General features: G+C 64.3%; 21 protein-coding genes and 1 pseudogene. 9 read left to right on the forward strand and 13 right to left on the reverse strand.

Going from position 1 to position 24920, the window contains the following annotated elements:
- Window positions 1-115 precede the first annotated feature (115 nt).
- From MQW79_RS11720 to MQW79_RS11735, 4 genes are all read right to left on the reverse strand, one after another.
- Window positions 116-604, reverse strand: a complete 489-nt coding sequence (locus MQW79_RS11720) for a chemotaxis protein CheW (protein WP_198877507.1) — start codon at window positions 602-604, stop codon at window positions 116-118.
- A 106-nt stretch (window positions 605-710) separates the two neighbouring features.
- Window positions 711-3056, reverse strand: a complete 2346-nt coding sequence (locus tag MQW79_RS11725; RefSeq protein WP_476584659.1) for a chemotaxis protein CheA — start codon at window positions 3054-3056, stop codon at window positions 711-713.
- Between the two features lie 42 nt (window positions 3057-3098).
- Complete coding sequence (locus MQW79_RS11730) at window positions 3099-3464, reverse strand: response regulator (protein WP_476584660.1); 366 nt, start codon at window positions 3462-3464, stop codon at window positions 3099-3101.
- The gene (locus tag MQW79_RS11735) at window positions 3461-3751 is read right to left on the reverse strand and encodes an STAS domain-containing protein (protein ID WP_476584661.1); all 291 of its coding nucleotides are present in this window, start codon (window positions 3749-3751) and stop codon (window positions 3461-3463) included. Before MQW79_RS11735 ends, MQW79_RS11730 begins: the two co-directional genes overlap by 4 nt.
- A gap of 342 nt (window positions 3752-4093) precedes the next feature.
- Between MQW79_RS11735 and MQW79_RS11740 the strand changes: the two genes are divergently transcribed.
- Window positions 4094-5416 (forward strand): NAD(P)H-dependent oxidoreductase, encoded by a 1323-nt coding sequence (locus MQW79_RS11740; protein ID WP_476584662.1) that lies wholly within the window; start codon window positions 4094-4096, stop codon window positions 5414-5416.
- Between the two features lie 321 nt (window positions 5417-5737).
- Here MQW79_RS11740 and MQW79_RS11745 read toward each other — a convergent pair whose 3' ends face one another.
- On the reverse strand, window positions 5738-6709 hold the full coding sequence (locus MQW79_RS11745; protein WP_476584663.1) for a zinc-binding dehydrogenase: 972 nt from the start codon (window positions 6707-6709) through the stop codon (window positions 5738-5740).
- A gap of 121 nt (window positions 6710-6830) precedes the next feature.
- On the opposite strand from MQW79_RS11745, the gene MQW79_RS11750 reads away from it, so the two are divergent.
- Complete coding sequence (locus MQW79_RS11750) at window positions 6831-7640, forward strand: siderophore-interacting protein (protein ID WP_476584664.1); 810 nt, start codon at window positions 6831-6833, stop codon at window positions 7638-7640.
- A gap of 151 nt (window positions 7641-7791) precedes the next feature.
- Here the strand turns inward: MQW79_RS11750 and MQW79_RS11755 are convergent, their stop codons facing one another.
- Together MQW79_RS11755 and MQW79_RS11760 are read right to left on the reverse strand one after the other, a co-directional pair.
- On the reverse strand, window positions 7792-8676 hold the full coding sequence (locus tag MQW79_RS11755; protein ID WP_476584665.1) for a carbohydrate kinase family protein: 885 nt from the start codon (window positions 8674-8676) through the stop codon (window positions 7792-7794).
- A complete protein-coding gene (locus tag MQW79_RS11760; protein WP_476584666.1) occupies window positions 8673-9608 on the reverse strand; it encodes a pseudouridine-5'-phosphate glycosidase in 936 nt (311 codons plus the stop codon). The genes MQW79_RS11755 and MQW79_RS11760 overlap by 4 nt, the downstream gene beginning before the upstream one ends.
- A gap of 442 nt (window positions 9609-10050) precedes the next feature.
- On the opposite strand from MQW79_RS11760, the gene MQW79_RS11765 reads away from it, so the two are divergent.
- From MQW79_RS11765 to purU, 5 genes are all read left to right on the forward strand, one after another.
- A complete protein-coding gene (locus MQW79_RS11765; protein WP_476584667.1) occupies window positions 10051-11142 on the forward strand; it encodes a polyamine ABC transporter substrate-binding protein in 1092 nt (363 codons plus the stop codon).
- Between the two features lie 93 nt (window positions 11143-11235).
- Entirely contained in the window at window positions 11236-12387 is a 1152-nt protein-coding gene (locus MQW79_RS11770; protein WP_476584668.1) for an ABC transporter ATP-binding protein, read from the forward strand.
- 181 nt (window positions 12388-12568) lie between these two features.
- Complete coding sequence (locus MQW79_RS11775; RefSeq protein ID WP_476584669.1) at window positions 12569-13522, forward strand: ABC transporter permease subunit; 954 nt, start codon at window positions 12569-12571, stop codon at window positions 13520-13522.
- 1 nt (window position 13523) lies between these two features.
- Entirely contained in the window at window positions 13524-14333 is an 810-nt protein-coding gene (locus MQW79_RS11780; RefSeq protein ID WP_476584670.1) for an ABC transporter permease subunit, read from the forward strand.
- A gap of 533 nt (window positions 14334-14866) precedes the next feature.
- Window positions 14867-15721 carry a formyltetrahydrofolate deformylase gene (purU, locus tag MQW79_RS11785; protein ID WP_476584671.1) on the forward strand — a complete coding sequence of 285 codons (855 nt, stop codon included), beginning with the start codon at window positions 14867-14869 and terminating at the stop codon, window positions 15719-15721.
- A 244-nt stretch (window positions 15722-15965) separates the two neighbouring features.
- On the opposite strand, the gene MQW79_RS11790 is transcribed toward purU, so the two are convergent.
- From MQW79_RS11790 to MQW79_RS11815, 6 genes and pseudogenes are all read right to left on the reverse strand, one after another.
- Window positions 15966-16904 carry an IS481 family transposase gene (locus MQW79_RS11790; protein WP_476584485.1) on the reverse strand — a complete coding sequence of 313 codons (939 nt, stop codon included), beginning with the start codon at window positions 16902-16904 and terminating at the stop codon, window positions 15966-15968.
- Between the two features lie 115 nt (window positions 16905-17019).
- Window positions 17020-17448: an RrF2 family transcriptional regulator gene (locus MQW79_RS11795; protein ID WP_476584672.1), complete on the reverse strand. Its 429-nt coding sequence runs from the start codon at window positions 17446-17448 to the stop codon at window positions 17020-17022.
- Window positions 17449-18231: 783 nt separating this feature from the next.
- Window positions 18232-20025, reverse strand: a pseudogene (locus MQW79_RS11800) (cation:proton antiporter domain-containing protein); the annotation flags it as partial.
- Window positions 20026-20307: 282 nt separating this feature from the next.
- Entirely contained in the window at window positions 20308-21399 is a 1092-nt protein-coding gene (locus MQW79_RS11805) for an ATP-dependent DNA helicase (RefSeq protein ID WP_476584673.1), read from the reverse strand.
- Window positions 21399-22100 carry a fumarylacetoacetate hydrolase family protein gene (locus MQW79_RS11810; RefSeq protein WP_476584674.1) on the reverse strand — a complete coding sequence of 234 codons (702 nt, stop codon included), beginning with the start codon at window positions 22098-22100 and terminating at the stop codon, window positions 21399-21401. The genes MQW79_RS11805 and MQW79_RS11810 overlap by 1 nt, the downstream gene beginning before the upstream one ends.
- A complete protein-coding gene (locus tag MQW79_RS11815) occupies window positions 22075-23136 on the reverse strand; it encodes an aldo/keto reductase (protein WP_476584675.1) in 1062 nt (353 codons plus the stop codon). Before MQW79_RS11815 ends, MQW79_RS11810 begins: the two co-directional genes overlap by 26 nt.
- A 227-nt stretch (window positions 23137-23363) precedes the next feature.
- Here MQW79_RS11815 and MQW79_RS11820 point away from each other — a divergent pair, with 227 nt between their 5' ends.
- On the forward strand, window positions 23364-24233 hold the full coding sequence (locus MQW79_RS11820) for an EamA family transporter (RefSeq protein WP_476584676.1): 870 nt from the start codon (window positions 23364-23366) through the stop codon (window positions 24231-24233).
- 119 nt (window positions 24234-24352) lie between these two features.
- Window positions 24353-24751, forward strand: a complete 399-nt coding sequence (locus tag MQW79_RS11825) for a YciI family protein (RefSeq protein WP_476584677.1) — start codon at window positions 24353-24355, stop codon at window positions 24749-24751.
- Window positions 24752-24920: the final 169 nt, after the last annotated feature.

Here is a 24920-nt window from a genome sequence, read left to right on the forward strand (position 1 = left end):
CTGCTTTTCCTACCCGCAAACCAAAGCAGACCGTCCGCTTTCCCCCCCATCGCAGCCAAAACAAAAGGGCGCCTCGCGGCGCCCCTTTTCAAATTCTCGGTCCAGAAGAGTTGGACTAGCCGTCCATCTTCGCGCCGCTGACCACGGCGTGGAGGTCGATCAGCCCGACCATGCGGCTTTCGTGGGTGACGATGCCGTTGAGCAGTTCGGTGTCGATCGAATTGCCTTCGGGGACATTGTGGATGTCGTCCTTGGAGACGGTCAGGATGTCGCTGACGGCATCGACCAGGATGCCGACCCACTTGTCGCCGACGCTCATCACCACCACGACATGGTTCTTGGTGGGCGAGGTCTGGCCGTCGCCAAAACGGGCGCGCAGGTCGAAGATCGGCACGATCGTGCCGCGCAGGTTGATGACGCCGCGGACGAATTCACGCGTGTTCGGCAGCGGGGTCGCGCCGTTCCAGGCGCGGATTTCGCGCACCGTGGTGATTTCCACGCCATAGGTCTGCTCGCCGATCGAGAAGGCGATCAGTTGCAGGGTATTCTGTCCAGCCAGGGCCGACTTGTCGCTCACATCGTCGCGAAGGCTCAGCGCTTCCATCTTTTCTCGCCTCTACTCCTGGCCCGTCCTGGGCCGATCTACTTCACTATACTGCGTCAATAGACGCCAATCTCTTAACGGCGCGCGGCGCCTTGCTCCGACCCGTCTAGGCCGCGTTCTGGTGCAGATGCGTCGAGCGCAGGCCCTGCACGTCCACGATCAGCGCCACATTGCCGTCGCCCAGGATCGTGCCGCCGGCAATGCCTTCGACGCGCTCGAAGTTTTCTTCGAGGCTCTTGATGACCACCTGCTGCTGGCCGATGATATCGTCCACGACCAGCGCCACCTTCTGGTTGCCCTCGGTCTCGCACAGCACCACGAACTGGTCGTCCGCTGCGGTCTGGGTGGTGAGGCCGAAGCGCTGCCCGAGATCGATGACCTGCACATATTCGCCCCGCACCTGCAGCACGCGACCGCCCGAAGGCACGCGCTCGAAGCTGGCGCGCGAGCATTGCATGGTTTCCACGATCGAGGAGAGCGGCACGACATAGGGTCCGCCACCAACCTTGACCAGCATGACATCGAGCACGGCCAGCGTCAGCGGCAGCCGCAGCGTCATGCGGCAGCCCTTGCCCGTCCAGCTGCGCACATGCACCGAGCCGCCGATCTTCTTGATATTGGAGAGCACCACGTCCATGCCCACGCCGCGGCCGGAAATGTCGCTGACCGCCTCGGCCGTCGAAAAGCCCGGGGCAAAGATCAGCTGGTCGATCTGCTCGTCGGTCGGGGTGATTTCGGCCGCGACAATGCCCTTGTTGCGGGCCAGCTGCAGCACCTTTTCGCGGTTGATGCCGGCGCCGTCATCCTCGACGATGATGAGGATATTGCCGCCCGCCTGCTCGGCCGAGAGGCGGATCGTGCCCGTTTCCGGCTTGCCGGCGGCAAGACGCCGTTCCGGACTCTCGATGCCATGGTCCGCCGAGTTGCGGATCATGTGGGTCAGGGGATCGGAAAGCTGCTCGATCACCGTCTTGTCGATTTCGGTATTCTCGCCAATGGTCTCGAGCTTGATCTTCTTGTTGGTCTTGGTCGCCAGTTCGCGCGCGAGGCGCGGCATCCGGCTGAACACCGATTTGACCGGCTGGGCGCGGATGGCCATCACCGAGTCCTGCAGTCCACGCGTGGTCTGGGCCAGCACTTCGAGCCCGCGCACCAGCTCGGTATAGCGGGCGCGCAGCGTCTCATCCATCTGCTGGGTCAGCATGGACTGGGTGATCACCAGCTCGCCCACCATGTTGACGACGCGGTCCACCTTGTCGAGGTCGACGCGGATCGACTGCACGCCGACCGAGCGTCCGCCACCCTCCTCGCCGTCGCCGCTTGGTGCCTTGGCAACCGCAACCGGCGCTGCTTCGACCTTGGGGGCCGGTGGCGGGGGTGGGGCGATCTCGGCGGCCAGATCGGCGAAGCTGAGGCCCGGGGCCTCTTCGAACCGATCCTGCACGCCGGCCGGTTCGGCAGCGATCTCCGGCGCAAAGGCGGCGAGCGGCGCGATGGCATCCTTGGCGTCGGTAACTTCTTCCTCGGTGAGGGCCAGAAGGCTCGAGAGATCCATTTCGGGCGTCTCGTCCGCCACCGGATCTTCATCGAAATCGGAGAGGTCGAAACCGGCTTCAGCCAGGCCCGGCACGGTGCCGGCCTGGGCGATGACAATGTCGCAATCGCCATCGACGAATTCGAACACTTCGCGAATGGCAGCCTCTTCGAGGCCCGGCGCCACCAGGGTGATTTCCCAGGCGCAATAGACGGCAAAAGGCTCGAAATCGCTGAGCGGGGGCACGTCGCCAAGTATGGCGCGAACCTTCATCGTGCCCAGGGCCGCCAGTTCGCGGAACAGCAGCAGCGGATCATTGGCGCGGGCATAGAGCGCGCGATGCGGGGTGAAGCGGATTTCCCACTGGCCCTCGGCGGCGGCCATGGGCGGCGCCTCGAACACATCCTCGACCGGCGCTTCCCCGGCAGCGAAGCTGCCGCCAGCGCCATCGAGATTGACCATGACGGGGGTGAAGTCGATGTCGAATTCCTCGACCATCTCGCCGCCCATGTCGTCGTCTTCGCTCGCCGTCTCGCCACGCGCCAGGGCGTCGAAGCGCGCCTTTTCCTCGGCGCCGTAATCGGCCGGCAGGTCCTCGCCCGACTGGGCGGCATTGACATGGTCGGCGACGATGTCATTGGCGCGGATGCAGAGGCTGACGACCTCGTCGGTCAGCTCGACACGGCCGTCGCGCACATAGTCGAGCAGGGTTTCATAGGCATGGGCAAAGCCCACCAGGGCGGAAAAGCCGAAGGCACCGGCGCCGCCCTTGATGGAATGGATGGCACGGAACACCGCGTTGAGCCGGTCGGCCCCGCGCTCGCCCTCCTCGATGACGGCAAACTGCTCTTCAAGCTCGGTCAGAAGCTCGGAACACTCGTCGAAATAGGTGGCCTTGAAGTCGTCGAGATCACTCATGCTTTAGGCTTCCAACCCTTCTGGGTCCGCTTGTCAGAATAGTCAGTGCACGACGCGGTGGATGACCGAGATCAGCTTTTCCGGATCGAAGGGTTTCACGATCCAGCCGGTGCCGCCGGCAGCCTTGCCCTGGTCGCGCTTGTCCTGGCTGGTTTCGGTGGTGAGGATGAGGATGGGGAGCGAGTTGTGCTGGCCGGTGGCGCGCACATTCTTGATGAACTCGATGCCATCCATTACCGGCATGTTGATGTCGGTGATGACCACATCCACCGTCTGGGCCCTGAGCACGTCGAGGCCCTGCTTGCCATCCTCTGCCTGCAGGACTTCAAATCCGGCATTGCTCAGCGTGTGATGGAGCATGGCCAGTATGGTCCGTGAATCGTCTACCGTGAGTACGCGCAACGTCATGGTGTCATCATCCCTGAAAACCGGGCTGCAAGGCCCAGGCGCTCGATGGCGGCGCTCATGGCCGCGCTCGGCGCTTCAATCCTGAAATCAAATTGGTTCCTGCGGGCCGTCTCGGCGGCGCTCACCAGCAGCAAGAGTGCATTGGTGCTCACCCGTTCGACCGCACCGGCCCGAACCGTAACCGGCCCCTCCTCAAGTGCGTCGATCAGCACGTCGCGAATGCCATCAATGGCATCGAGGTCGATGACCTCTGGCAAGGCGACCACCTGCTTGGATTGCTTGGCCATGTCGAAAAGAATGCCCCCGGAGTCTACTCCAAGCGGCATATTCAACTTGAACGGTTTAAGAAGTGCTAACTATGACGCGTCCCTTCGGGCCAAACGCGCCAGTGGCGCGGTTGGAGCGTCATAGGCCCAGAGAGCGCAGGGCGATCCGCTTCCTTTGCACAGCATCACCCCACCCTCATTCCCTCCCCATCAAGGGGAGGGAGGCGAAAGACCGAGCCGCTAGTGTTCATCGTCTCCCTCCCCCTTGTGGGGAGGGACCAAGGGTGGGGGTGCGCAACACAATCCTTGCCCCCGCCCCCGCTCGGCGCTATCGCATCCCCAACACCAGAACTGGACCGCCCCATGCCCGCAAAAATCGCCCTGACCGGCATTGCCCGTGACCTCGCCCAGCGCGCCGAACAAGGCAAGACCATCCGCGTCGGCGTCATCGGCTCGGGCGAAATGGGCACCGATCTGGTCACCCAGATGAGCCTGATGACCGGCATCGAAATGGCCGCCGTGGCCACGCGCCGTCCGCATACCGCGCTCGACGCCATGAAGATTGCCTATGGCGACGACAGCCGCGGCAAGGTGGTCGATACGCCCAGTGCCGCCACCGCCGCCATCGAGCAGGGCAAGATCGCCATCACCTCGGCCGAAACGCTGGTGACCACCCCCAATATCGACGTGGTCATCGACGCGACCGGCAAGCCCGGCGTCGCTGCCGACTATGACCTCATGGCCATGGAGCACGGCAAGCACCTGGTGATGATGAATGTCGAGGCGGACGTTACCATCGGGCCTTACCTCAAGGCCCAGGCGGACAAACTGGGCGTCGTCTATTCGGTGGGCGCGGGCGACGAGCCGTCTTCGTGCATGGAGCTCATCGAATTCGTCTCCGCCCTTGGCCTCGAGATCGTCGCCGCCGGCAAGGGCAAGAACAATCCATTGAAGCACGACGCCGTGCCCGACGACTATCGCGAGGAAGCCACCCGCCGGAACATGAATCCGCGCATGCTTGTGGAATTCGTCGATGGCTCGAAGACGGCGGTGGAAATGACCGCCATCGCCAATGCCACTGGCCTCGTCCCCGACGTGCCCGGCATGCATGGCCCCGCCACCCATCGCGATGACATGGCCAAGGTTCTTATTCCCAAGGCGGATGGTGGCATTCTCAACCGTTCCGGCGTCGTCGATTTCACCATCGGCAAGGGCGTTGCCCCGGGCGTCTTCGTCATCGTCAAGGCCGAGCATCCGCGCATCATCGAGCGCATGGATGACCTCCATATCGGCCACGGTCCTTATTACGGCTTCTTCCGGCCCTATCACCTGACGAGTCTGGAAGTGCCGCTGACCTGCGCCCGCATCATGCTGTATGGCCGGCCCGACATGGTGCCGCTGCCCCGCCCGGTGGCCGAAGTCTGCGCCGTCGCCAAGCGCGATCTTCGCCCCGGCGACCCCCTCGATGCCATCGGCGAGACCTGCTACCGCTCCTATGCGATGACCGTGACCGACGCCCGCGCCGCCGGCGCCTGGCCGGTGGGCCTGCTGGAAGGCGGCAAGGTCACCGCGCCGGTAAAAAAGGGCGCGCTGATCACCAGCGCCAATGCCACGCCGGATGTCTCGACGCGGCTCTTTGCGCTGCGGCAGGAGCAGGATCGGATGCTGGGCTTCGAACCGTCCTGAAAGGCAAATCTCTCCGGTGGAGAGACTTGAGGTGAGAAGGCCATGAGCGCTACGCGCGAATGGCGGGCAACCGTCCTGAAAGGCAAATCTCTCCGGTGGAGAGACTTGAGGCGGGGAGCAAATTCCCTGGTGCCACCGCCCAAGTTCGGGTTTCCTGGATAAATCCCCTCATCCGGCGCTGCGCGCCACCTTCTCCCCGAGGGGGAGAAGAATGGGTTCGCTGCTCGCCTCTTATTCCTCTCCCCCTCGGGGAGAGGGTGGATCGGGCGGAGCCCGAGACGGGTGAGGGGGGTGCTCCCACCCATTCAAATGCTGAAGCGCTCAGCTCCCCCGGATCGCCACCTTGCCCTTGCGCCCCGGTTCACCGCTGGCGCGGGCGGCTTCGGCGACCTGCTCGATCGGATAGGCCTTCTCGATGTCCATCACCAGCTTGCCCTGGGCCGCATCGCGGACCAGTTCGCCCAGCAGTTCGCCGATCCGCTCGGGCTTTACTGGCGGCTTGGCGCCCCAAAAACCCTTGACGGTGATGCCGCGGAACAGCAGGTCGCCGGCGGAAATCTTGAGCGGCCGCTGCGTCATGGCGCCAAAACTGATAAGCTGGGCGCCGTCCGAGGCCACGGCCAGCACCTGGGCCGGACCGTCGCCACCCAGCGAGTCGATCGCCCTTGTCACCGGCGCGCCGCCGGTCAGGGCCTTGGCCTTCTCGACCCAACCGTCCTCGTCGGTCGCGACCACGTTTGCGATCCCCAGCGCCTTGAGCGCATCGACGGCCTCCTTGCGGCGGACCAGACCCAGCACCTTGATGCCGCGCTCGGCGCCATATTGGGCCATCAGCTTGCCCACCGCGCCATTGGCGGCGTTCTGCACGATCCAGTCGCCCGGCTTCACGTCCAGCGTATCGAGCAGCATCTTGGCGCTGAGTGGCATCGACACCAGCTGGCAGGCGGTTTCGTCGCTGACGCTGTCGGGCACCGGCACCAGCCGGTTGGCGTCAGCCAGATAGAATTCAGCCCAGGTGGCGTTGGCGCCGCCGGCCACGCGCTGGCCTGTCTGCAAATGAGAAACGCCGTCGCCGAGCGCCTCGACCACGCCGACCGCCTCGGTGCCCGGCACGGCGGGGAGGTCGGGCTTGAAGCCATACTGGCCGGCAATGGTCATCAGGTCATGATTGTGCACCGGCGAGAGCACCATCCTGACCAGAACCTGTCCGGGACCGGGCTCGGGCCTGGGCCGGTCCTCACTCGCAAGCACCTTTTCGGGCGAGCCGAACTGTGTGTAGACCGCGCTTTTCATGACCAGACTCCTTGAAACAACTGCGCCTGAGATAGGCCTGCTGGCGGTCCGGTCAAGCCCCCGGCTTGCCTATGCCCGCCGCAGCGGGTAAATCCTGATCAAACTGTTCAGGATTATTTCAATGACCGATACACACGCCAATCCCCGCGCCATTCAGCGCGTGCGCCACGACACCAGGCTGCGCTTGCTCATGGTCGCTGCGATCACCGACATCACCCCGCTGATGCGACGCGTGCGGCTCGAAGGCGATATGGCGGGCTTTGCCTCGCTCGGTCATGCCGACCACATCAAGGCCTTCTTCTTTCCTGAAGGTGTGACGCCCGAGCTGCCGCCCATCGGCCCCAATGGCGCCGAGTTCAAGCCCGGCACGCGTCCGGAAATGCGCGACTATACCCCGCGCTACTGGAGTGTCGAAGAAGGCTGGATCGACCTCGACTTCGTGCTGCACGGCGATGGCCCGGCCGCGAGTTGGGCGGCCGCGGCCAGGGTCGGCTCGACCCTCGTCATCGGCGGACCGCGCGGTTCCCAGGTCGTGCCGGCAGCCTTTGACTGGTACCTGCTGGCGGGTGACGAAACCGCCCTGCCCGCCATCGGCCGCCGCATCGAGGAACTTCCCGCGGGAGCCAAGGTCGTCGCCGTCATCGAGGTGGCTGACAAGGCCGAAGAGCAGATCTTCGAGACCCGCGCCGACCTGACCCTGATCTATGCGCACCGCAATGGCGCGGCCGCCGGCACCACGACCCTGCTGCGCGACGCGGTTGCCGCCGCCGCCCTGCCCCGGGGCGATGCCTATGCCTATATTGCCGGCGAAGTGACCAATGCCCGCGCCGTGCGCGACCTCCTGGTCGACGAGCGCGGCTTCAGCAATGAATGGGTCAAGGCCGCCGGCTACTGGCGCCTTGGCGTCGCCGACGCGCACGAGGATCACTGAGGGAGCGAGCGCTCGCTGCGTTTGCACAGATGACATTGTTCATCGTCACCACCCGGCTTGTCCGGGTGGTCCACGCGATGCCGGGCAAGAATGAATTGCCGGGACAAGCCCGGCAATGACGTAGGAGTCGAAAGCCGTCACTACCGCAGTCCTATTGCGGCTGGCCGCCCACGACCTGCACCGCCTTGGCCCCGCCGGCAATGCCGGCGAGGAGGCACCCCGCGTGGCTCTCGCCGCGCAGCAATGCCGCCACAAAGCCGGCGGCAAAGGCATCACCGGCCCCGGTCGTATCCACGACCTTGACCAGCGGCGCAGCCTTGGAATGGACGACGCCATCCCGGCCACCCAGCACGGCGCCGAATTGGCCGCGCTTGATCACCACATGGGTGAACTGCTCGCCGAGCTGGCGCATCTGGGCGTCGAAATCGGCCTCCTGGGTCAAAAACTCGGCCTCGCTTTCATTGGCGAAAAGCCAGTCGGCCGGACCGACCCAGTCGAGAAACACCTTGGGGCCCACTTCATAGAGAAACCCGACCGAGGCCGGATCGATGGCGATGGGCACACCCCGGCGACGCGCCGCCCGCAGCAGGTCCTGCACGGCAAGGCGCGGACCCGAGGCGAAAAAACTGTAGCCCGAGACGAGAACGAGGCCCACGCCCTCAAGCAGGTCTTCCGGCAGGTCGTCAAAGGTGAGATTGAGATTGGCGCCACGATCGGTGAGAAAGCTGCGCTCGCCCCCGGGGTCGAGAATGGTCACCAGCACGCCCGAAGGCAGGCTGGCATCTCCCGCCAGAACCGGCACGACATTGAGGCCACGGAAATAGTTCTCATACATCGGGCGATCGCTCGCCCCGACGCGCGCCGCAAACAGCACATCGGCCCCGGCTGCCCCCAGCCAGACGGCCTGGTTGGCGCCCGAGCCGCCGGGGCGGTTGCGGATTTCGGCCCGCCTGTCGGAGCCCGGAACGATCGGGCCCTCGGGTCGGACGATAATGTCGGTCATGACGTCGCCGACGACGAGGACCCGTTGGCTCATGCGGCGCGGGCAGCCAGCTGTGCGGCCAGGGCCACGGCGATCTGCGCCGCCACCCTGGCGTTGTTCTTGACCAGCGCAATATTGCTTTCCAGCGACTTGCCGCCGGTCAATTCGAAAATGCGCTGCAGGAGGAACGGCGTCGTCGCCTTGCCCTTGATGCCCCTGGCCTCGGCATCGGCAAGCGCCTGGGCGATGAAGCCCTCGATGGCGGACGCTTCCCAGGCGTCGGCCTCGGGGATCGGATTGGCGATCAGCACGCCGCCCATATGGAGGTCGGCCTGGATGGCCAGCATTTTTGCCACGTCGGCCGGCGTATCATAGCGCTGGTCGACCTTGAAACCGCTGGTGCGGGCCCAGAAGGCCGGGAAATCCTCGGTACCGAAACCCAGCACCGGCACGCCATTGGTCTCGAGCACTTCCAATGTCTTGGCGATGTCGAGGATCGACTTGGCCCCGGCGCAGACCACCGCCACCGGCGTGCGGCCCAGTTCCTCAAGATCGGCCGAAATATCAAAGCTGTCCTCGGCGCCGCGATGCACGCCGCCAATGCCGCCCGTGGCAAAGATGCGGATGCCGGCAAGATCAGCGATCTGCATGGTCGTCGCCACGGTCGTTCCGGCCATGACGCCGCTGGCGAGCAGGCTCGCCATGTCACGGCGGCTGGCCTTGGCGGCGGCATGGCCTTCCTCGGCCAGTCGTTCGAGGTCTTCGCCGGAGACGCCGACGCAGAGGCGGCCATCCATGATGGCGATGGTGGCGGGCACCGCGCCATGGGCGCGCACCACATCCTCGACGTCCCGCGCCATGGCAAGGTTCTGCGGATAGGGCATGCCATGGGTGATGATCGTGGATTCCAGCGCCACCACCGGCTTGCCGGCGGCGAGGGCCGCCTTCACTTCGCTTGCGACCGAGAGATACGCCTTTGCGCTCATTTTTCTCTTACTCCAGACACTGCTTTTGCCACCCATGGGCGACAGGTTTGGCCGTGCTTGTGCGCCCCGGCCGGAACGGGGTCAAGTCCCACAAAAACTTGGGGTCCAGAGCCTTGTCGGACCTGGGGTTTGTCGATAATTTGCCTCCAGCATGGAAGGGAAAGGGCACTTCGCTGAACAGGTCCAGCATTGACGGCGCGTGGTTTGCGCCTCGATACGCGCCCGGATCAGGGCTGATCGCAGCGACTTTTTCCGGCGCCTTCGGGCGTCCCCTCATGGCGTACCCAAAATCATTGCTGTCACCCTTTCCGGGTTCTCGAAGATGAGAGCCCGGGGCTGAGCCGCGGCTCTTTCCGCGGAAAAGCGCGCCCGTCGCGTCCAACCGGCCGTCCATTCGGGACGCCAATCGCCTCCACAATGGTCCCCCGAGGAGACTAGAGAAATGAAAAAATCGCTTGCCATTGCTCTTGGCGCCCTGATGGCCGCGAGCCCTGCCTTTGCGCAGGAGGAGCCGGTCCTCAACATCTACAACTGGTCGGACTACATTGCCGAAGACACCGTCGCCAATTTCGAGGCGGAGACCGGCATCAAGGTCAATTACGACGTCTACGACAATAACGAAATCGTCGACGCCAAGCTGCTTGCAGGCAATTCGGGCTACGACATCGTCGTCCCCTCGGGCAATTTCCTCGAGCGCCAGATCCAGGCCGGCCTGATCCTGCCGCTCGACAAGTCCAAACTCACCAATCTGGGCAATCTCGATCCGGCCGTGATGGCGACAGCCGCCAGCCAGGATCCGGACAATGCCCATGGCGTGCCCTATATGATCAACACCATTGGCCTGGGCTATAACGTGGCCAAGGTGACCGAGGCACTGGGCGCCGATGCGAACCTCGAAAGCTGGGACCTGCTGTTCAACCCGGATGTCGTTTCCAAGCTTGCCGGCTGCGGCGTCGCCGTGCTCGACAGCCCCTCCGAAGTCGTGGGCATTGCCCTGCACTATCTCGGCCTCGACCCCAATTCCGAGAGCGAAGAAGACCTGGCCAAGGCCGAGGAATTGCTGAACTCGGTCAAGCCCTCGATCCGCTACTTCCACTCGAGCCAGTATATCGACGACCTGGGCAATGGCGAAATCTGCCTGGCCCTGGGCTATTCGGGCGACATCTTCATCGCCGCCGACGCCGCTGCCGCGGCCGGTCAGGGCAATGAAGTGACCTACCTGATCCCCGAGGAAGGCGCCGCGACCCTGTTCGACTTCCTGGCCATTCCCGCCGATGCCCCGCATCCGGAAAATGCCCACAAGTTCATCGACTACATCCTGCGTCCGGAAGTGGTTGCCGAGATCACCAACTACGTGTTCTACGCCAATCCCAACCTGCCTGCGCTCGAATTCGTCGATGAGGACGTCAAGTCCAATCCGGGCATCTACCCGCCGGCCGAGACCATCGCCAAGGCCTTCGTGATGAAGGCGCATTCGCCCGAATTCGAAGAAGTCCTGACCCGCACCTGGACTCGCATCAAGACCGGTCAGTAAGACCACCCTTGCGGGGCGGCGCCTGGCGCGCCGTCCCGTCCCAGCACTGAAGATGACGGCAGGTGGCCGTCAGGGTTGAATTTATAGAGCGTCATGGCCAAGAAACCGCAGCTTGCGATAGACACCCGCCCCTGGCGCGACACTGCCAATAACAAGCCCTTCGTGCGCATCCGCAACGTCTCCAAGAAGTTTGGCGACGTGCTGGCGGTCAACGACGTGTCGCTCGACATCTACCGCTCGGAGCTGTTCTGTCTTCTGGGTGGATCAGGTTCGGGCAAGTCGACTTTGCTGCGCATGCTGGCAGGCTTCGAGACGCCCACATCCGGCACGATCGAGATCGACGGTCAGGACATGACCGAAGTGCCGCCCTATGCCCGGCCGGTCAACATGATGTTCCAGTCCTATGCGCTGTTCCCGCATATGTCTGTCGAGCAGAATATTGCCTATGGTCTGAAACGCGATGGCCTGCCCAAGGCAGAGATAACGGCGCGCGTCGCCGAGCTCCTGGCCCTGGTCAAGCTCCAGGATTATGGCAAGCGCAAGCCGCACCAGCTTTCCGGCGGCCAGCGCCAGCGCGTCGCCCTCGCGCGCGCCCTCGCCAAGCGCCCCAAACTCCTCCTTCTCGATGAGCCCCTGGGCGCGCTGGATAAAAAACTGCGCGAGGAAACCCAGTTCGAGCTGGTGAAAATCCAGGAAAGCCTCGGCGTCACCTTCATCGTCGTTACCCACGACCAGGAAGAGGCGATGACGCTGGCCACGCGCATCGGGGTGATGAACCAGGGCGAAATCGCCATGATCGGCGAACCCACCGATATCTACGAATTCCCCAATTCGCGCTTCGTGGCCGGCTTCATCGGCTCGGTGAACATGGTGGAAGGCATCGTCACCGAGGACGAGCCCGATCACGTCCGCATCCGCTCGGCCGAGCTCGGCTGCGACATCTATGTCGGCCACGGCGTCGACTGTGCGCCCGACCAGATCCTGTGGTGGGCCATCCGCCCCGAAAAGATGGTGCTGAGCCGCGAAAAACCCGAAGGCCATTTCGGCGCCAATGTCACATCGGGCGTGGTCGAGGAAATCGCCTATCTGGGCGACATTTCGGTCTATCAGGTGGCGCTCGAAAGCGGCAAGCGCCTGCGCCTGAGCCAGACCAATTCGGTGCGCGGCAACCCCGACGCCATCACCTGGGAGGAAAAGGTCTACGTCTCCTGGGACGACCATGCCGGCTCGGTGCTGACGTCATGAGCATGATCGCGAACATGGCCGAAGGCCACCTCTCCCTCTGGGGGAGAGGTCGGCGCACAGCGCCGGGTGAGGGAGCCTTACGCTTGCTCCGCACCTGCCCGAAGGCCCCCTCACCCCAACCCTCTCCCCCCAGGGAGAAGGAGCGCATCGCGTCTGCCGCTAGCCTTGGGGGATCATTCGCATGACCGCCACCCATGACCCCACCATTCCGCCGCCGCGGCGCCTGAAACCGTGGAATGCGGTGGAGCGGGGCCTTGCCAAGGTCGGCATTACCGGCCGCATGCTGGTGCTGGCGGCGCCGCTCCTGTGGCTGCTTGTCTTCTTCCTCATTCCCCTGGCCGTGGTCTTTGGCATCTCGCTGACCACCAAGCAGTTCGGCCGCCCGCCCTATTCGCCGCTGCTGACCACTGAAGACGGCACGGTGCAGCTCACCCTGCACCTCAACAACTACATTCGCCTCTTCACCGACAATCTCTATGTCGCGGCCTATCTCTCTTCGATCCGCATCGCCGCCATTTCGACGGTCCTGGCCCTGCTCATCGGCTACCCCATGGCCTATGCCATTGCCCGCGCCCCCGATCGCTGGCGCAACATTTTCCTGATGCTGGTCGTACTGCCCTTCTTCACGTCCTTCCTGCTGCGCGTCTATGCGCTGACCGGCTTCATGCGCGGCAATGGCGTCATCAACCAGTTCCTCGGGCTGTTCGGCATTCCGCCCATCGTGATGATGCAGACCGATTTCGCGGTCTATGTGGGCATTGTCTACACCTACCTGCCCTTCATGATCCTGCCGCTCTATACGACGCTGGTCAAACTCGACACCTCGCTGTTCGAGGCCTCGGCGGATCTGGGCGCGCGACCCATCCACACCTTCCTTTTCGTCACCCTGCCGCTGTCGCTGCCGGGCATCGTTGCCGGCTCCATGCTGGTCTTCATTCCGGCCATCGGCGAATTCGTCATTCCCTCGCTCCTGGGCGGGCCTGAAACCCTGATGATCGGCCGCGTGCTCTGGGACGAGTTCTTTGCCGCCACCAACTGGCCGCGCGCCGCCGCTGTCGCGGTGGCCATGCTGGTCGTGGTCGTGGTGCCGATCATGCTGTTGCAACGCGCCCAGGGCGCGGTGGTGGAGAAGTAGGATGCGCAGAGGCTGGTTCCTTCCCATCGCCGCATCTTTGGGCTTCGCATTCCTCTATGCGCCCATCGTCTCGCTGGTCATCTTCTCGTTCAACGAGTCGAGCCTCGTCACCGTCTGGTCGGGCTTTTCGACCAAGTGGTATGGCGCCCTGTTCAGCGACCCGCAACTGCTCGGCGCCGCCTGGCTGAGCCTGCAGATTGCCGCGCTCGCTGCCTCCATCGCGCTGGTGCTGGGCACGCTGGCCGCCATCGCCCTGGTGCGCTTCCGCCGCTTCCGCGGCCGTACCCTGTTCTCGGGCATGGTCTCGGCGCCGCTGGTCATGCCCGACGTCATCACCGGCCTGTCGCTGCTGCTGCTCTTCGTGGCCATGGAGGGCCTTCTGGGCTGGCCGCAGGGCCGCGGCATGGTCACCATCGTCATTGCCCATGCCACCTTCTGCACCGCCTATGTCTGCGTCGTGGTGCAGTCCCGCCTCAGTGACTTCGACCGCAGCCTCGAGGAAGCGGCCATGGATCTGGGCGCCTCGCCGGTGCGCACCTTCTTCGACATCACCCTGCCCATCATTGCCCCGGCCCTGGTCTCGGGGTGGCTGCTGGGCTTTACCCTCTCGCTCGACGATCTGGTCATTGCCAGCTTCGTCTCGGGCCCCGGTTCGTCGACCCTGCCCATGGTGATCTTTTCAAAGGTCCGCCTCGGCGTCTCGCCCGACGTCAACGCGCTCGCCACCATCATCATCGGCATGGTGGCCCTCGGCGTCCTCGGGGCGACGATTTTGCAATTGCGCTCGGTGCCGAAGAAGGCAAAGGGCTGAGGCACCCCCTCCCAACCTCCCCCTGAAGAAGGGGGAGGAGCGCTCAGCCTTGCCACCACCACCGCTCCGCCCTCGGGCTCGACCCGAGGCTGCAACATGCTGACTGTGCCGGTTGCGAATGGTCGTGCGTCAAGCCCGATGAAGCGCCTTGGCAACAGGGCTGATGGATCGAAGGCCTCACAAGACTTGTGACCGTTCCGTGACTAGACAGGTCCATCGAACAGGCGCAAGGTCCACCCATGTTCAACCAAAGCAAAGGAGGTGGTCCAGTGTCTTATGAGGTTTTGGCTCTCGAGGAAGGTCTGGGTTTTCGCGTGTTGACTGGGAGTGATCTCGGATAAGCACGCGCCTCCCGGCCCTCGAGGCCGATAAGCTCGGGAAGGGCCGTCCCCAGGGGCGGCCCTTTTCCGTTGGCCGCTCCCGACCGCGGCCTTTTCGGTTGGCCCCCGCCTTTACCCAAACGCGCCCGGTGACTTGACGGCGCACGATAAGCCATTGATACCGCTGCCCACCACATTCCTCTGGAGGCAGAATTGTCCTCGGCCAATTTCGTACTGACCCTGTCCTGCACCGACCGCCCCGGCATCGTGGCCGCCGTGACCACGGAACTCGCGGCACTCAAGGCCAATATTGCCGAGAGCAACCAGTTCTGGGATCGCGAAACCGGTCGTTTCTTCATGCGCCTGGCCTTTACCGCACCCGAGGGCGTCAGCCGCGAGACCATCGAGAAGGCGCTGAAGGCGCCGATCGAACGCTTCGACATGAAGACCGCCCTGGCCGATGAAAGCCGCAAGAAGCGCGTCGTCATCATGGTCAGTAAATTCGACCACACATTGCTGCACCTGCTCTACCAGATCCGCGTCGGCTGGCTCGATGCCGAGGTCGCCGCCGTCGTCTCCAATCACGAGGACGCGCGCAGAATCGCCGAGGATGCTGGGATCCCCTTCCACTATCTGCCGGTCAGCAAGGATACCAAGGCCGCGCAGGAGGCCCAGGTGCTGGAGATCGTCAAATCCTCGGGCGCCGATCTCGTCGTGCTGGCCCGCTACATGCAGGTGCTGAGCGACAACCTCTCCACCCGCCTTTTCGGCCAGGTCATCAACATCCACCACTCGTTCCTGCCCAGCTTCAAGGGCGCAAAACCCTATCACCAGGCCCATGAGCGCGGCGTCAAGATCATCGGCGCCACCGCCCATTACGTGACGCCGGACCTCGACGAAGGCCCGATCATCGAACAGGAAACGGCGCGCGTCACCCATGCCATGAGCCCGGACGACCTCGTCGCCGCCGGCCGCGACATCGAAAGCCGCGTGCTGGCGCGTGCGGTGAAACTGCACCTCGAAAGCCGGGTCATGCTCAACGGCAAGAAGACCGTGGTGTTTGGGTAGTCCTCTTTCCCGAGAAAGACGCCCGCGGGCTTCACCGCATTCGTGCCCCTTCGTCATTGCCCGACTTGATCGGGCAATCCATGGACCACAAGATCAAGTCGGGTGGTGACGATGAATGCGGGGTTTTGTGCCACAGGGACTTCCCCTCCCAAGTGTCATCCCGGCCCAGGCCGGAATGACTTCGTGGAAAGTACCTGCCATAGCGGCAAACCCGGTGCGTCCCTCCCCCTTCTGCAGGGGGAGGCTAGGTGTCGTTTCCAAGTAGGTTGTTCAGTCTTTGGAACGGAGTTTTTCCGCCGATGGCGGAGTGAGGTCTGTTCAGATTGTAGTCGTCGGTCCAAGGGCCGATGGCCTGTTTGCGATGTTCTGAGGTCTCGTATGGCTGTGCATAGGCCCACTCCCTCAGAGAAGTCTGGATGAAGCGCTCGGCCTTGCCATTGGTTTGGGGACGGTAGGGTCGGGTGCGGATATGGCGGATGCCGGCAGCCTGGATGGCGTTGGCAAAGAGCTTTGAGCTATAGGCCGAGCCATTGTCGGTCATGATGCGCTCGACGGTCACGCCGAGCCGCTCGAACCAGCGCACAGCCCGGTTGAGAAAGGCGGTGGCGTCCTCCTTGCCCAGGCTGGGCAGCACCTCGGTATAGGCCAGCCGGCTCGCATCATCGATTGCCACATGCAGATGTTCCCAGCCAATGCCTCGCCCCCTGTTGTGCTCGATCCGCGCGCCCGTGATGCGGTGCCCCGTGCGTTTGAAGCGTCCCAGGGTCTTGATATCAATATGCACCAACTCGCCGGGACGCTCGCGTTCGTAGCGGACGGCCACTGGCTTGGGGTCCAGCCGGTCCAGGCGGTTCAGTCCAAGCCGACGCAGAACCAGCCCCACCGTTGAGCGGGCCAGCCCCAGGGCCTGGGCGATCATTGGACCGGTTTGACGCTGGTGGCGCAGCTGTGCGATCGCGGCAACATGCTCCTGAGCCAGGCGATGCGGACAATAACGGGGAGCCGAGCTGCGGTCACGCAACTGCCGGTCGCCAGAACGATACCGCGCCAGCCAGCGATGCGCCGTTCGAGACGACACACCGGCGGCCTCGGCGGCACGTTTGGCTGGCCAGCCTGCTTGCATACGGTTGACCAAAAGCACTCGACCTGAGGGCGTCAGGCGCGCATTCTTGTGCACGTTCATTCGGGGAGCTCCGAGACAGATGGATTGGTTTCGCAACCCCAGCTTCTCAGTCCTTCTCCGAATGAACAACCTTCATAGCTTCGACAGCTAGGTGGGGGTCGCTACTTCCAGAGCCCTAAACCGCCAGCTCTTCCAGATTGAGCGAATCCGCCAGCGTCGTCTTGTCCAACACCGCGCGGGTAGCCAGCGTTACCCGCTCGAAGACGTGGCGGATTTCGCAGCTCGCCTCGTCCTGGCAGTCATTGCATTTGCGATAGGCGATCTTGGAAAGGCAGGGCAGCGGCGCCAGCGGCCCGTCGATCAGCCGCAGCACTTCGCCATAGGTGATCTCTTCGGGCGCCCGCAGCAATTCATAGCCGCCCATGCGGCCGCGGCGGGAGTTGACGATGCCCGCGCGCTTGAGTTCCAGGAGGATCTGCTCGAGGAATTTCTTCGGGATGGCCTGATCCTGCGAAATTTCGCCGATCATGCGGCTCTGACCGCGCCCGGCGCGCGCCAGGGCCACGAGGGCCCTCAGCGCATATTTGGCCTTTTGCGAGATCATCGCTTCCCCCTGCCCTTGTCAGCCCTTCGGCTCGGGCACCACAGGCGGCACCAATCCGGGCGATTCGATCTTGTCTTCCGTCTCCACCTTATCATCGTCAGGCGGGGTGGCGACCGCAACCTCGTCCTCTGCCGCCGCCTCTTCAGCAACTGGCTTGGGCGCGATCACCACGACCTCTGCATGCGGCAGGGCTTCGACCTCGACGATGGCGGGCTCGGTGCTTTTCACTTCTGTAGCGGTATTCACAGGGACGGCTTCCACCACGGCGAGCGGCGCGGCAGGGTCGTCTTTGTCCGGGGTCCCCATGTCCTCTGCCGCGGCGGCGTCAGGAGCGGACGTGGCTTCGATCACCACGACCTCCGCCTGCGGCAGGACTTCGGCCTCGACCGCAGCGGGTTCCGTGACTTCGACTTCCGCTGCGGCGTCCACAGGAGCGTCTTCCACCACCGCCGGCGGAGGGGCGGCTGCGTCCTCTACCGGCACATCGTCCGCACGGACAACCGGCTCGGCGTCGTCGGCCTCATCGGCGACGGCCGCGACATCCTCTGCGACCACGGCCTCGTCAGCCGGCGTGGATACCGTTTCGGGTTCGATCGCTTCAGACGCTTCCATTGCCGTTGCCGGCGCGGTTTCCGTCTCCGCCTTCACTTGGGGTTCCGGCCCGGTCTCGCCCGGCGCGACCTCGGCCATGGCGGCGCCAGTGGCGGCCCTGGCCAGGATGTTTTCAGCAACCGGCAGCCTGGCCTCTTCCGGCTGGCCGGCGCCCAGCGCTTCCTGGCTGCGCAGATAAGTGAGAATGCCACGCCCGATTTCGCGCTCGCCGCGGATAACCGTGGTGGCGCCACAGCCGCGCAGGAAACTCTCTTCCTCTTCCGAATAGGCCCGGGCAACGATCGAAATACCGGGATTGAGCTTGCGGCCGCTCTCGCAGACCGAGCCTGCTTCAAAGCCGTTGGAAATGGCGACCAGCAGGCTGCGCGCCGCCGGCAGGTTGGCCAGCCGCAGGACGTCCTCGCTGGCGGCATTGCCGAACACCACTTCGAGCCCTTCCGCACGGGCGGCCGCCACGTCATGGTCGGAGTCCTCGATGACCACGATCCTGCCGCCATCGGCCATGATGCCTGCGGCCACGATCCGACCGACCTGGCCATAGCCGACCAGCACGGTATGCCCGGTTTCGTGGGACGGTTCCCCCGTATCATCATCCGCGCCAGGCGCACCGCGATCCACCGCGCCCTGGCTGGGCGCATCGGTGACAGCCGGGCCCTTGGCCGCCATGCTCGGTTCGATCGGCTCGCTGACCGGTGCCGGTGCAGCCGCCGCTTCTCCCGCCCTGCCCCGCGACGAGCGCGCCTCGATATGCGGCTTCACCAGATCGAGCACGAAGAACACCACCGGGTTGAGCACGATGGAAATCAGCGCACCGGCCAGGATCAGGTCCTGCCCCTCGGGCGGCATGATGGCCAGCGCCACGCCCATGCTGGCGAGGATGAAGGAGAATTCGCCGATCTGCGCCAGCGAGGCGGAAATCGTCAGCGCCGTGCCCACCGGCCGGCGGAACAGGATGACGATCCAGAAGGCAGCCAGCGACTTGCCGATGACGATGATGAACACCGTGGCCAGCACCAGGAGCGGCTGCTGGACCAGGATCGAGGGGTCGAACAGCATGCCCACCGACACGAAGAACAACACGGCAAAGGCGTCGCGCAGTGGCAGCGTCTCATTGGCGGCGCGATGGCTGAGCTCGCTTTCCGAAAGGATCATGCCGGCAAAGAACGCACCCAGCGCCAGCGACACGCCGAACAGCACGGCCGAGCCGAGCGCCACGCCCAGCGCAATGGCCAGCACGGCGAGCCGGAAGAGTTCCCGGCTGCCGGTATGGGCCGTGGCATGCAGCGCCCAGGGTATGACCCGCCGTCCCACCACCAGCATGAAGCCGACAAAGGCCGCGACCTTGAGCACGGTGAGGCCCAGAATGCCCCAGATGCCGATATCCATGCCCAGCATGCGGGTGACGAAGGAGACGAAGGGATCGTGCACTTCGCTCGTGCCATTGAGGCTGGCAATGGCCGGCACCAGCACCAGCGCCAGCACCATGGCCAGATCTTCCACGATCAGCCAGCCGACGGCGATGCGGCCGCGCTCGCTTTCGATCAGGCGCCGGTCCTGCAGCGCCTTGAGCAGCACCACGGTGGAGGCCACCGACAGGGCAAGGCCGAAAAGGATCGCGCCGAACAGGTCCCAGCCCAGCAGCAGCCCGAGGCCCGCGCCCAGGGCCGTCGCCACGCCCATCTGCACCACGGCCCCCGGAATGGCGATGGCGCGCACGCTCATCAGGTCCTTGAGCGAGAAGTGCAGGCCCACGCCGAACATCAGCAGGATGACGCCAAGTTCGGCCAGTTCCGCCCCCAGCGCCTGGTCGGCGACGAAGCCCGGCGTATAGGGTCCTGCCAGAATGCCGGCGAACAGATACCCCACCAGCGGGGGCATCCTGAACCGGTTGGCGATCATCCCGAAGATATAGGCCAGCACCAGACCCGCGACGATCGTTGTGATCAGGGGGGTTTCATGGTGCATCGGCGCCTCCGGCTTCGTTGGAATAAAACTCTATAGTCACAATGGGGTATCGATCCCCAAGGCGCAAGCGATCATCGGCAGAATGCGATCATACGAAAGGCGGATGAGCGCGCGCCCGCCCATAGAAGCGGTAATCATGTCTGCAGTGAGGCTCTTCGAAGGTGCGCCGCAGGAGGAGAGACTGCGGTGGCGCCTTTCGAACCGAGAAGGCCATGAGAGCTGTGCTCGAATGGCTGGGCCGTGACGAAACAGGAGCCCTTTCAGCTTCCTGACGCCCCGGCCTCAGCTGACAATGGTGATCTTCTCGGCCGCCCGGGTGATCCCGGTATAGAGCCAGCGTGCCCGCTCCTCGCGGAACACAAAACTCTCGTCGAACAGATAGACATTGTCCCACTGGCTGCCCTGCGCCTTGTGCACGGTCAGGCAATAGCCGAAGGTGAACTCGTCGAACTGCCGCCGCTCCTGCCAGGCCATCGCGTCTTCCTCGCCCGAAAAGAACGCCTTGTGGGTCAGCACCTTCGCCTCGCCCTTGCCCTCGTCATCGGCCAGCATCAGGCTCCACTTGCCATTGGAGCGCCGGAGAGCTTCGGTGACGATCCAGATCTGTCCGTTGAGCAGGCGTTTTCGCGGATTGTTCCTCAAACACACCATGCGATCGCCCACGACCGGCTCGTGAAAGGGCAGGCCCTTCAATTCGCGCAAGCGATCATTGTAGGTGAGGCGCGTCTTGTTGCGCCCCACCAGCACCTGATCGGCCTCGAGCACCGCATCGCGGTCGACCTGGTCGCGCCCCACCACCACGCTTTCGCCATAGCGCCCATGTTCGAGATAACCGCCCTCGCGCACCGCCATGGACAGCTGGATGATCGGATTGTCCGCCGCCTGCCGGTGGATTTCGGTCAGCATGATGTCGGGTTCCTTGGCGATGAAGAAACCCGCCCCCTGCACCGGCGGCAGCTGGAACGGATCGCCCAGCACCAGCACTTTCACGCCAAACGAAAGCAGGTCCGCGCCCAGTTGTTCGTCCACCATCGAGACTTCGTCGATGACGATGAGATCGGCATCGGCGGCCGGGCTTTCGGGGTCGAGCACGAAGCGCGGCTCCCCGTCGCCCTCACTGACCAGGGTATAAATTAGGCTGTGGATGGTCTGCGCGCCCTTGCAGCCGCGCTTGCGCATCACCAGGGCCGCCTTGCCGGTAAAGGCGGCGTATTTGACCGAACGGATGTCCTGCGCCAGATGCACGGCCAGCGTCGACTTGCCGGTGCCGGCCCAGCCGAACAGACGGAAGACCTGCGGCCCGTTCCTGTCCTTGAGCCAGGCGGACACGGCGACCAGAGCCGCATCCTGCTGGGACGACCAGACCGGTGGCATCAGCTGATCACCGTCGAAACCGTGCCCACGCCCTCGATCTGTCCTTCGATCACGTCGCGCCGCCGCACCGCGCCGACCCCTGAAGGTGTGCCGGTCATGATGAGGTCCCCCGCCCTGAGACTGACGAGGCGGCTGAGAAAGGCGATGGTTTCGGGCACGCTCCAGATCTGTTCGCTGAGGTCCCCGCGCTGCCGCTCCGCGCCATTGACCGAAAGGGTGATCGCGCCGCGCGCCGGATGGCCGATGCTGCGGGCGGGCGCAATCGTGCCGATCGGGGCCGACTGGTCGAAGGACTTGGCCATTTCCCACGGCCGCCCGGCTTTCTTGGCCAAAGCCTGCAGGTCGCGGCGGGTCATGTCCAGCCCGGCGGCATAGCCGAAAACGTGGTCGAGCGCCTCGTGCTCGCCAATGCCGGCGCCATCCTTGCCGATGGCGACGACGAGCTCGATCTCGTGATGGAAATCCTCGGTCTGCGATGGATAGGCGATGGGCGCCCCATCGATCACCACGGCATCGGCGGGCTTGGCAAAGAAGAAGGGCGGATCCCGCAGGTCATTGCCCATTTCCCTGATATGCTCGGCATAATTGCGCCCGACGCAATAGATGCGCCGCACCGGGAAATAGCCGCCACCTTCCACGGGAACGACCACCGGCGCGGGGGCGGGAAACACCAGATCAGCCACGCTTGAACTCCTCGGCATAGGGGGCAATCAGGTCAAGGTCGACAGGACCCAGCCGATCCTGTGCCGTAAAGGATTGGTGCCAATAGGGATAGAGCAAAGGCGGCTGGCTCGCCTTGTCGAGCCGCGCCCGCTCCTCATTGCTGAGGGTGAGGTGCGCGGCCGCAATATTGTCGGCAAACTGCGCCTCGTTGCGACCGCCAATGATGACCGAGGTCACGCCCGGCCGCCCGAGCAGCCAGCTCAGCGCCACCTGCGCGCCCGATACGCCGCGCTCGGCGGCAATAGCGACGATGACATCGATCACAGTGTAGAGCTTTTCCCAGTCATAAACCGGCGGCTCGCGGAAACCGCCGACATGGCGCCCGCTTTCCGGCCCGCCGTCGCGGCGATATTTTCCCGACAGCAATCCCCCGGCCAGTGGCGACCAGATCAGCATGCCCAGGCCCTGGTCCTGCGAAATCGGCACCAGCTCATATTCGGCGTCGCGGCTATGCAGCGAATAGTGGATCTGCTGTGAGATGAAGCGCTCGCTCTGCCGGCGGTCGGCCGCCATCAGCGCCTTCATGATATGCCAGCCCGAATAGTTCGAGCAGCCGATATAGCGGACATGGCCGTGACGCACGAGCGTGTCGAGCGCCTCCATCGTCTCCTCGACCGGCGTCATGCCATCCCATTCATGCACCTGATAAAGATCGATGACATCGGTCTTGAGGCGTTTCAGGCTGGCCTTGCACTGCTCGATGATATGGTGGCGCGAAAGGCCGGCCTGATTGGGGCCTTCGCCCATCTTGAAGCGCACCTTGGTCGCCACCAGCGCCCTTTGCCTCCGCCCGTTCTCGGCCAGCACCTGCCCAAGGATTTCCTCGGAAACCCCGGCATTGTAGACATTGGCCGTGTCATAGAGATTGATCCCGGCATCGAGGCAGAGGTCCACCTGGCGTGCTGCCGCGTGCAGGTCCGTATGCCCGATCTTCTGGCTGCCGCCAAAGGTCATCGTCCCCATGGTCAGGACCGACACTTTCAGCCCCGATCGTCCGAGATAGCGGTACTCCATGGATTCCTCCTTTGTTCCGGTATGAACAGGACTAAAGGGGGCCGGGTTTGGGGTCAATTGCTCAGTGACGTCCCACTCACAGAAGCTGCCACCCCACCCTCAATCCCTCCCCATCAAGGGGAGGGAGGCGAAGGTTGTGCTGCCCTTGTGGGGAGGGATCAAGGGTGGGGGTGGGCCGAGCTCAAAATCCCTGCTAGAGCCATTGAAGCCATTTGAAAGCCCCTTCCTTGCGGCCCAGCTCCCTTCTCATCCCGGTCCTCCTCGTGACCCTCGGCATGGTCTTCACCCAGACCGGGGCGAGCTTTGCCAAAATGCTGTTCCCCATGGTCGGTGCGGCCGGCGCCACAACGCTTCGCCTCACCCTTGCCGCGCTGGTGCTGATCGCGGTCTTCCGGCCCTGGCGCTATCGGCTGAACCGTCAGCAATGGCGTTCCGTGCTGCTCTATGGCGGCGCCATGGGGGCGATGAACCTCTTCTTCTATGCCGCGCTCGAGCACATTCCCCTCGGCATTGCCGTGGCGCTCGAGTTCACCGGACCCCTGGCGGTCGCTCTCTTCGGCGCCCGAAAACCGCTCGACTTTTTCTGGATCGTACTCGCCGTCGGCGGCTTTGCCCTGCTGCTGCCCTGGGCGCAGACCGAGGGCGAGATCGCGCCGATTGGCATTGTGCTCGCCCTGTGCGCCGGCGCGTGCTGGGCCGGCTACATCGTCTTCGGCCAGCGCGCCGGGACCGGTGGGGGCGCTCACATTGCCGCCCTTGGCGTCGGCACGGCAGCCCTGATCGCCCTGCCCTTCGGCGTCGCCACGGCCGGGACGGCACTGCTCGCCCCCGCATTGCTGCCGCTGGGCCTCGCCGTCGCGCTCCTCTCCAGCGCCATACCCTATGCGCTCGACATGGTGGCGCTGCCGCACATGCCCTCGCGCCTCTTCGGCATCCTGATGAGTGGTCAGCCGGCTTTGGCGGCCCTGTCCGGCCTCATCATCCTCCACGAAACCATCGGCGCCGTGCAGCTCGTCGGCATGGCCGCCATCATGCTGGCCTCCGTTGGCGCCACCCTCACCATTGCCCGGCAGGGGCAGGCAGCTTCGGCCACCTAGCGTCTTGGAATTGGCGTCGAGCAGGAGCATAGTCCGCCCTCGCCGAAGCGTTTCCAGCAAAAGTGGCAACGGTTTTGCGGTTCGGAAACGCGCTATTCAATGCGGAACGAGGGGTTTCGATGCTCTACGCTATCCTCTGCTATAACGAAGAAAACGCCGTCGCCTCCTGGACCAAGGAGGAAGACGCCGCCTGCATGGAACGCCTGATGAAGGTGCAATCAAGCATGGCCGAACGTGGCAAGCTCGGCCCGGTCGTGCGCCTGTGGAATACCGACGAGGCCAAGACGCTGAAAAAGTCCAGCGGCGACCCGGTTGTCTTCGATGGTCCGTTTGCCGAGACCAAGGAACAGTTTCTGGGCTTTTATGTCGCCGACTGCGCCGACATGGACGAGGCCCTCGATTTCGCCCGGGACCTCGCCAAGGCCAATCCCGGCCTCGGCTCCTACGAGATCCGCCCCCTGCGCTTCTTCGGCGACAACAAGCTCGCCGGCGCCCCGCAGATCATGGCGGCGGAGTAGCCTGCCCAAGGGGCATTCTCAAACACCGTTCCGCCCTCGGGCTTGACCCGAGGGCCACCTGCCACACCACAAAGATCGTGCACGTATTGAGCGGTCCTCGGGTCAAGCCCGAGGACGAGTCGGTATTGGATGGGCGGGCTTCAAAGCCAGCGTCACCCCACCCTCATTC

The organism is Devosia sp. Micro-HW1 (assembly GCF_056341075.1).

Excerpts from the sequence above, each read along its gene's own strand:
- MQW79_RS11720 (WP_198877507.1), bottom strand. The coding sequence starts at position 604 with ATGGAAGCGCTGAGCCTTCGCGACGATGTGAGCGACAAGTCGGCCCTG.
- MQW79_RS11725 (WP_476584659.1), bottom strand. The coding sequence starts at position 3,056 with ATGAGTGATCTCGACGACTTCAAGGCCACCTATTTCGACGAGTGTTCC.
- MQW79_RS11730 (WP_476584660.1), bottom strand. The coding sequence starts at position 3,464 with ATGACGTTGCGCGTACTCACGGTAGACGATTCACGGACCATACTGGCC.
- MQW79_RS11735 (WP_476584661.1), bottom strand. The coding sequence starts at position 3,751 with ATGGCCAAGCAATCCAAGCAGGTGGTCGCCTTGCCAGAGGTCATCGAC.
- MQW79_RS11740 (WP_476584662.1), top strand. The coding sequence starts at position 4,094 with ATGCCCGCAAAAATCGCCCTGACCGGCATTGCCCGTGACCTCGCCCAG.
- MQW79_RS11745 (WP_476584663.1), bottom strand. The coding sequence starts at position 6,709 with ATGAAAAGCGCGGTCTACACACAGTTCGGCTCGCCCGAAAAGGTGCTT.
- MQW79_RS11750 (WP_476584664.1), top strand. The coding sequence starts at position 6,831 with ATGACCGATACACACGCCAATCCCCGCGCCATTCAGCGCGTGCGCCAC.
- MQW79_RS11755 (WP_476584665.1), bottom strand. The coding sequence starts at position 8,676 with ATGAGCCAACGGGTCCTCGTCGTCGGCGACGTCATGACCGACATTATC.
- MQW79_RS11760 (WP_476584666.1), bottom strand. The coding sequence starts at position 9,608 with ATGAGCGCAAAGGCGTATCTCTCGGTCGCAAGCGAAGTGAAGGCGGCC.
- MQW79_RS11765 (WP_476584667.1), top strand. The coding sequence starts at position 10,051 with ATGAAAAAATCGCTTGCCATTGCTCTTGGCGCCCTGATGGCCGCGAGC.
- MQW79_RS11770 (WP_476584668.1), top strand. The coding sequence starts at position 11,236 with ATGGCCAAGAAACCGCAGCTTGCGATAGACACCCGCCCCTGGCGCGAC.
- MQW79_RS11775 (WP_476584669.1), top strand. The coding sequence starts at position 12,569 with ATGACCGCCACCCATGACCCCACCATTCCGCCGCCGCGGCGCCTGAAA.
- MQW79_RS11780 (WP_476584670.1), top strand. The coding sequence starts at position 13,524 with ATGCGCAGAGGCTGGTTCCTTCCCATCGCCGCATCTTTGGGCTTCGCA.
- MQW79_RS11790 (WP_476584485.1), bottom strand. The coding sequence starts at position 16,904 with ATGAACGTGCACAAGAATGCGCGCCTGACGCCCTCAGGTCGAGTGCTT.
- MQW79_RS11795 (WP_476584672.1), bottom strand. The coding sequence starts at position 17,448 with ATGATCTCGCAAAAGGCCAAATATGCGCTGAGGGCCCTCGTGGCCCTG.
- MQW79_RS11805 (WP_476584673.1), bottom strand. The coding sequence starts at position 21,399 with ATGCCACCGGTCTGGTCGTCCCAGCAGGATGCGGCTCTGGTCGCCGTG.
- MQW79_RS11810 (WP_476584674.1), bottom strand. The coding sequence starts at position 22,100 with ATGCCGAGGAGTTCAAGCGTGGCTGATCTGGTGTTTCCCGCCCCCGCG.
- MQW79_RS11815 (WP_476584675.1), bottom strand. The coding sequence starts at position 23,136 with ATGGAGTACCGCTATCTCGGACGATCGGGGCTGAAAGTGTCGGTCCTG.
- MQW79_RS11825 (WP_476584677.1), top strand. The coding sequence starts at position 24,353 with ATGCTCTACGCTATCCTCTGCTATAACGAAGAAAACGCCGTCGCCTCC.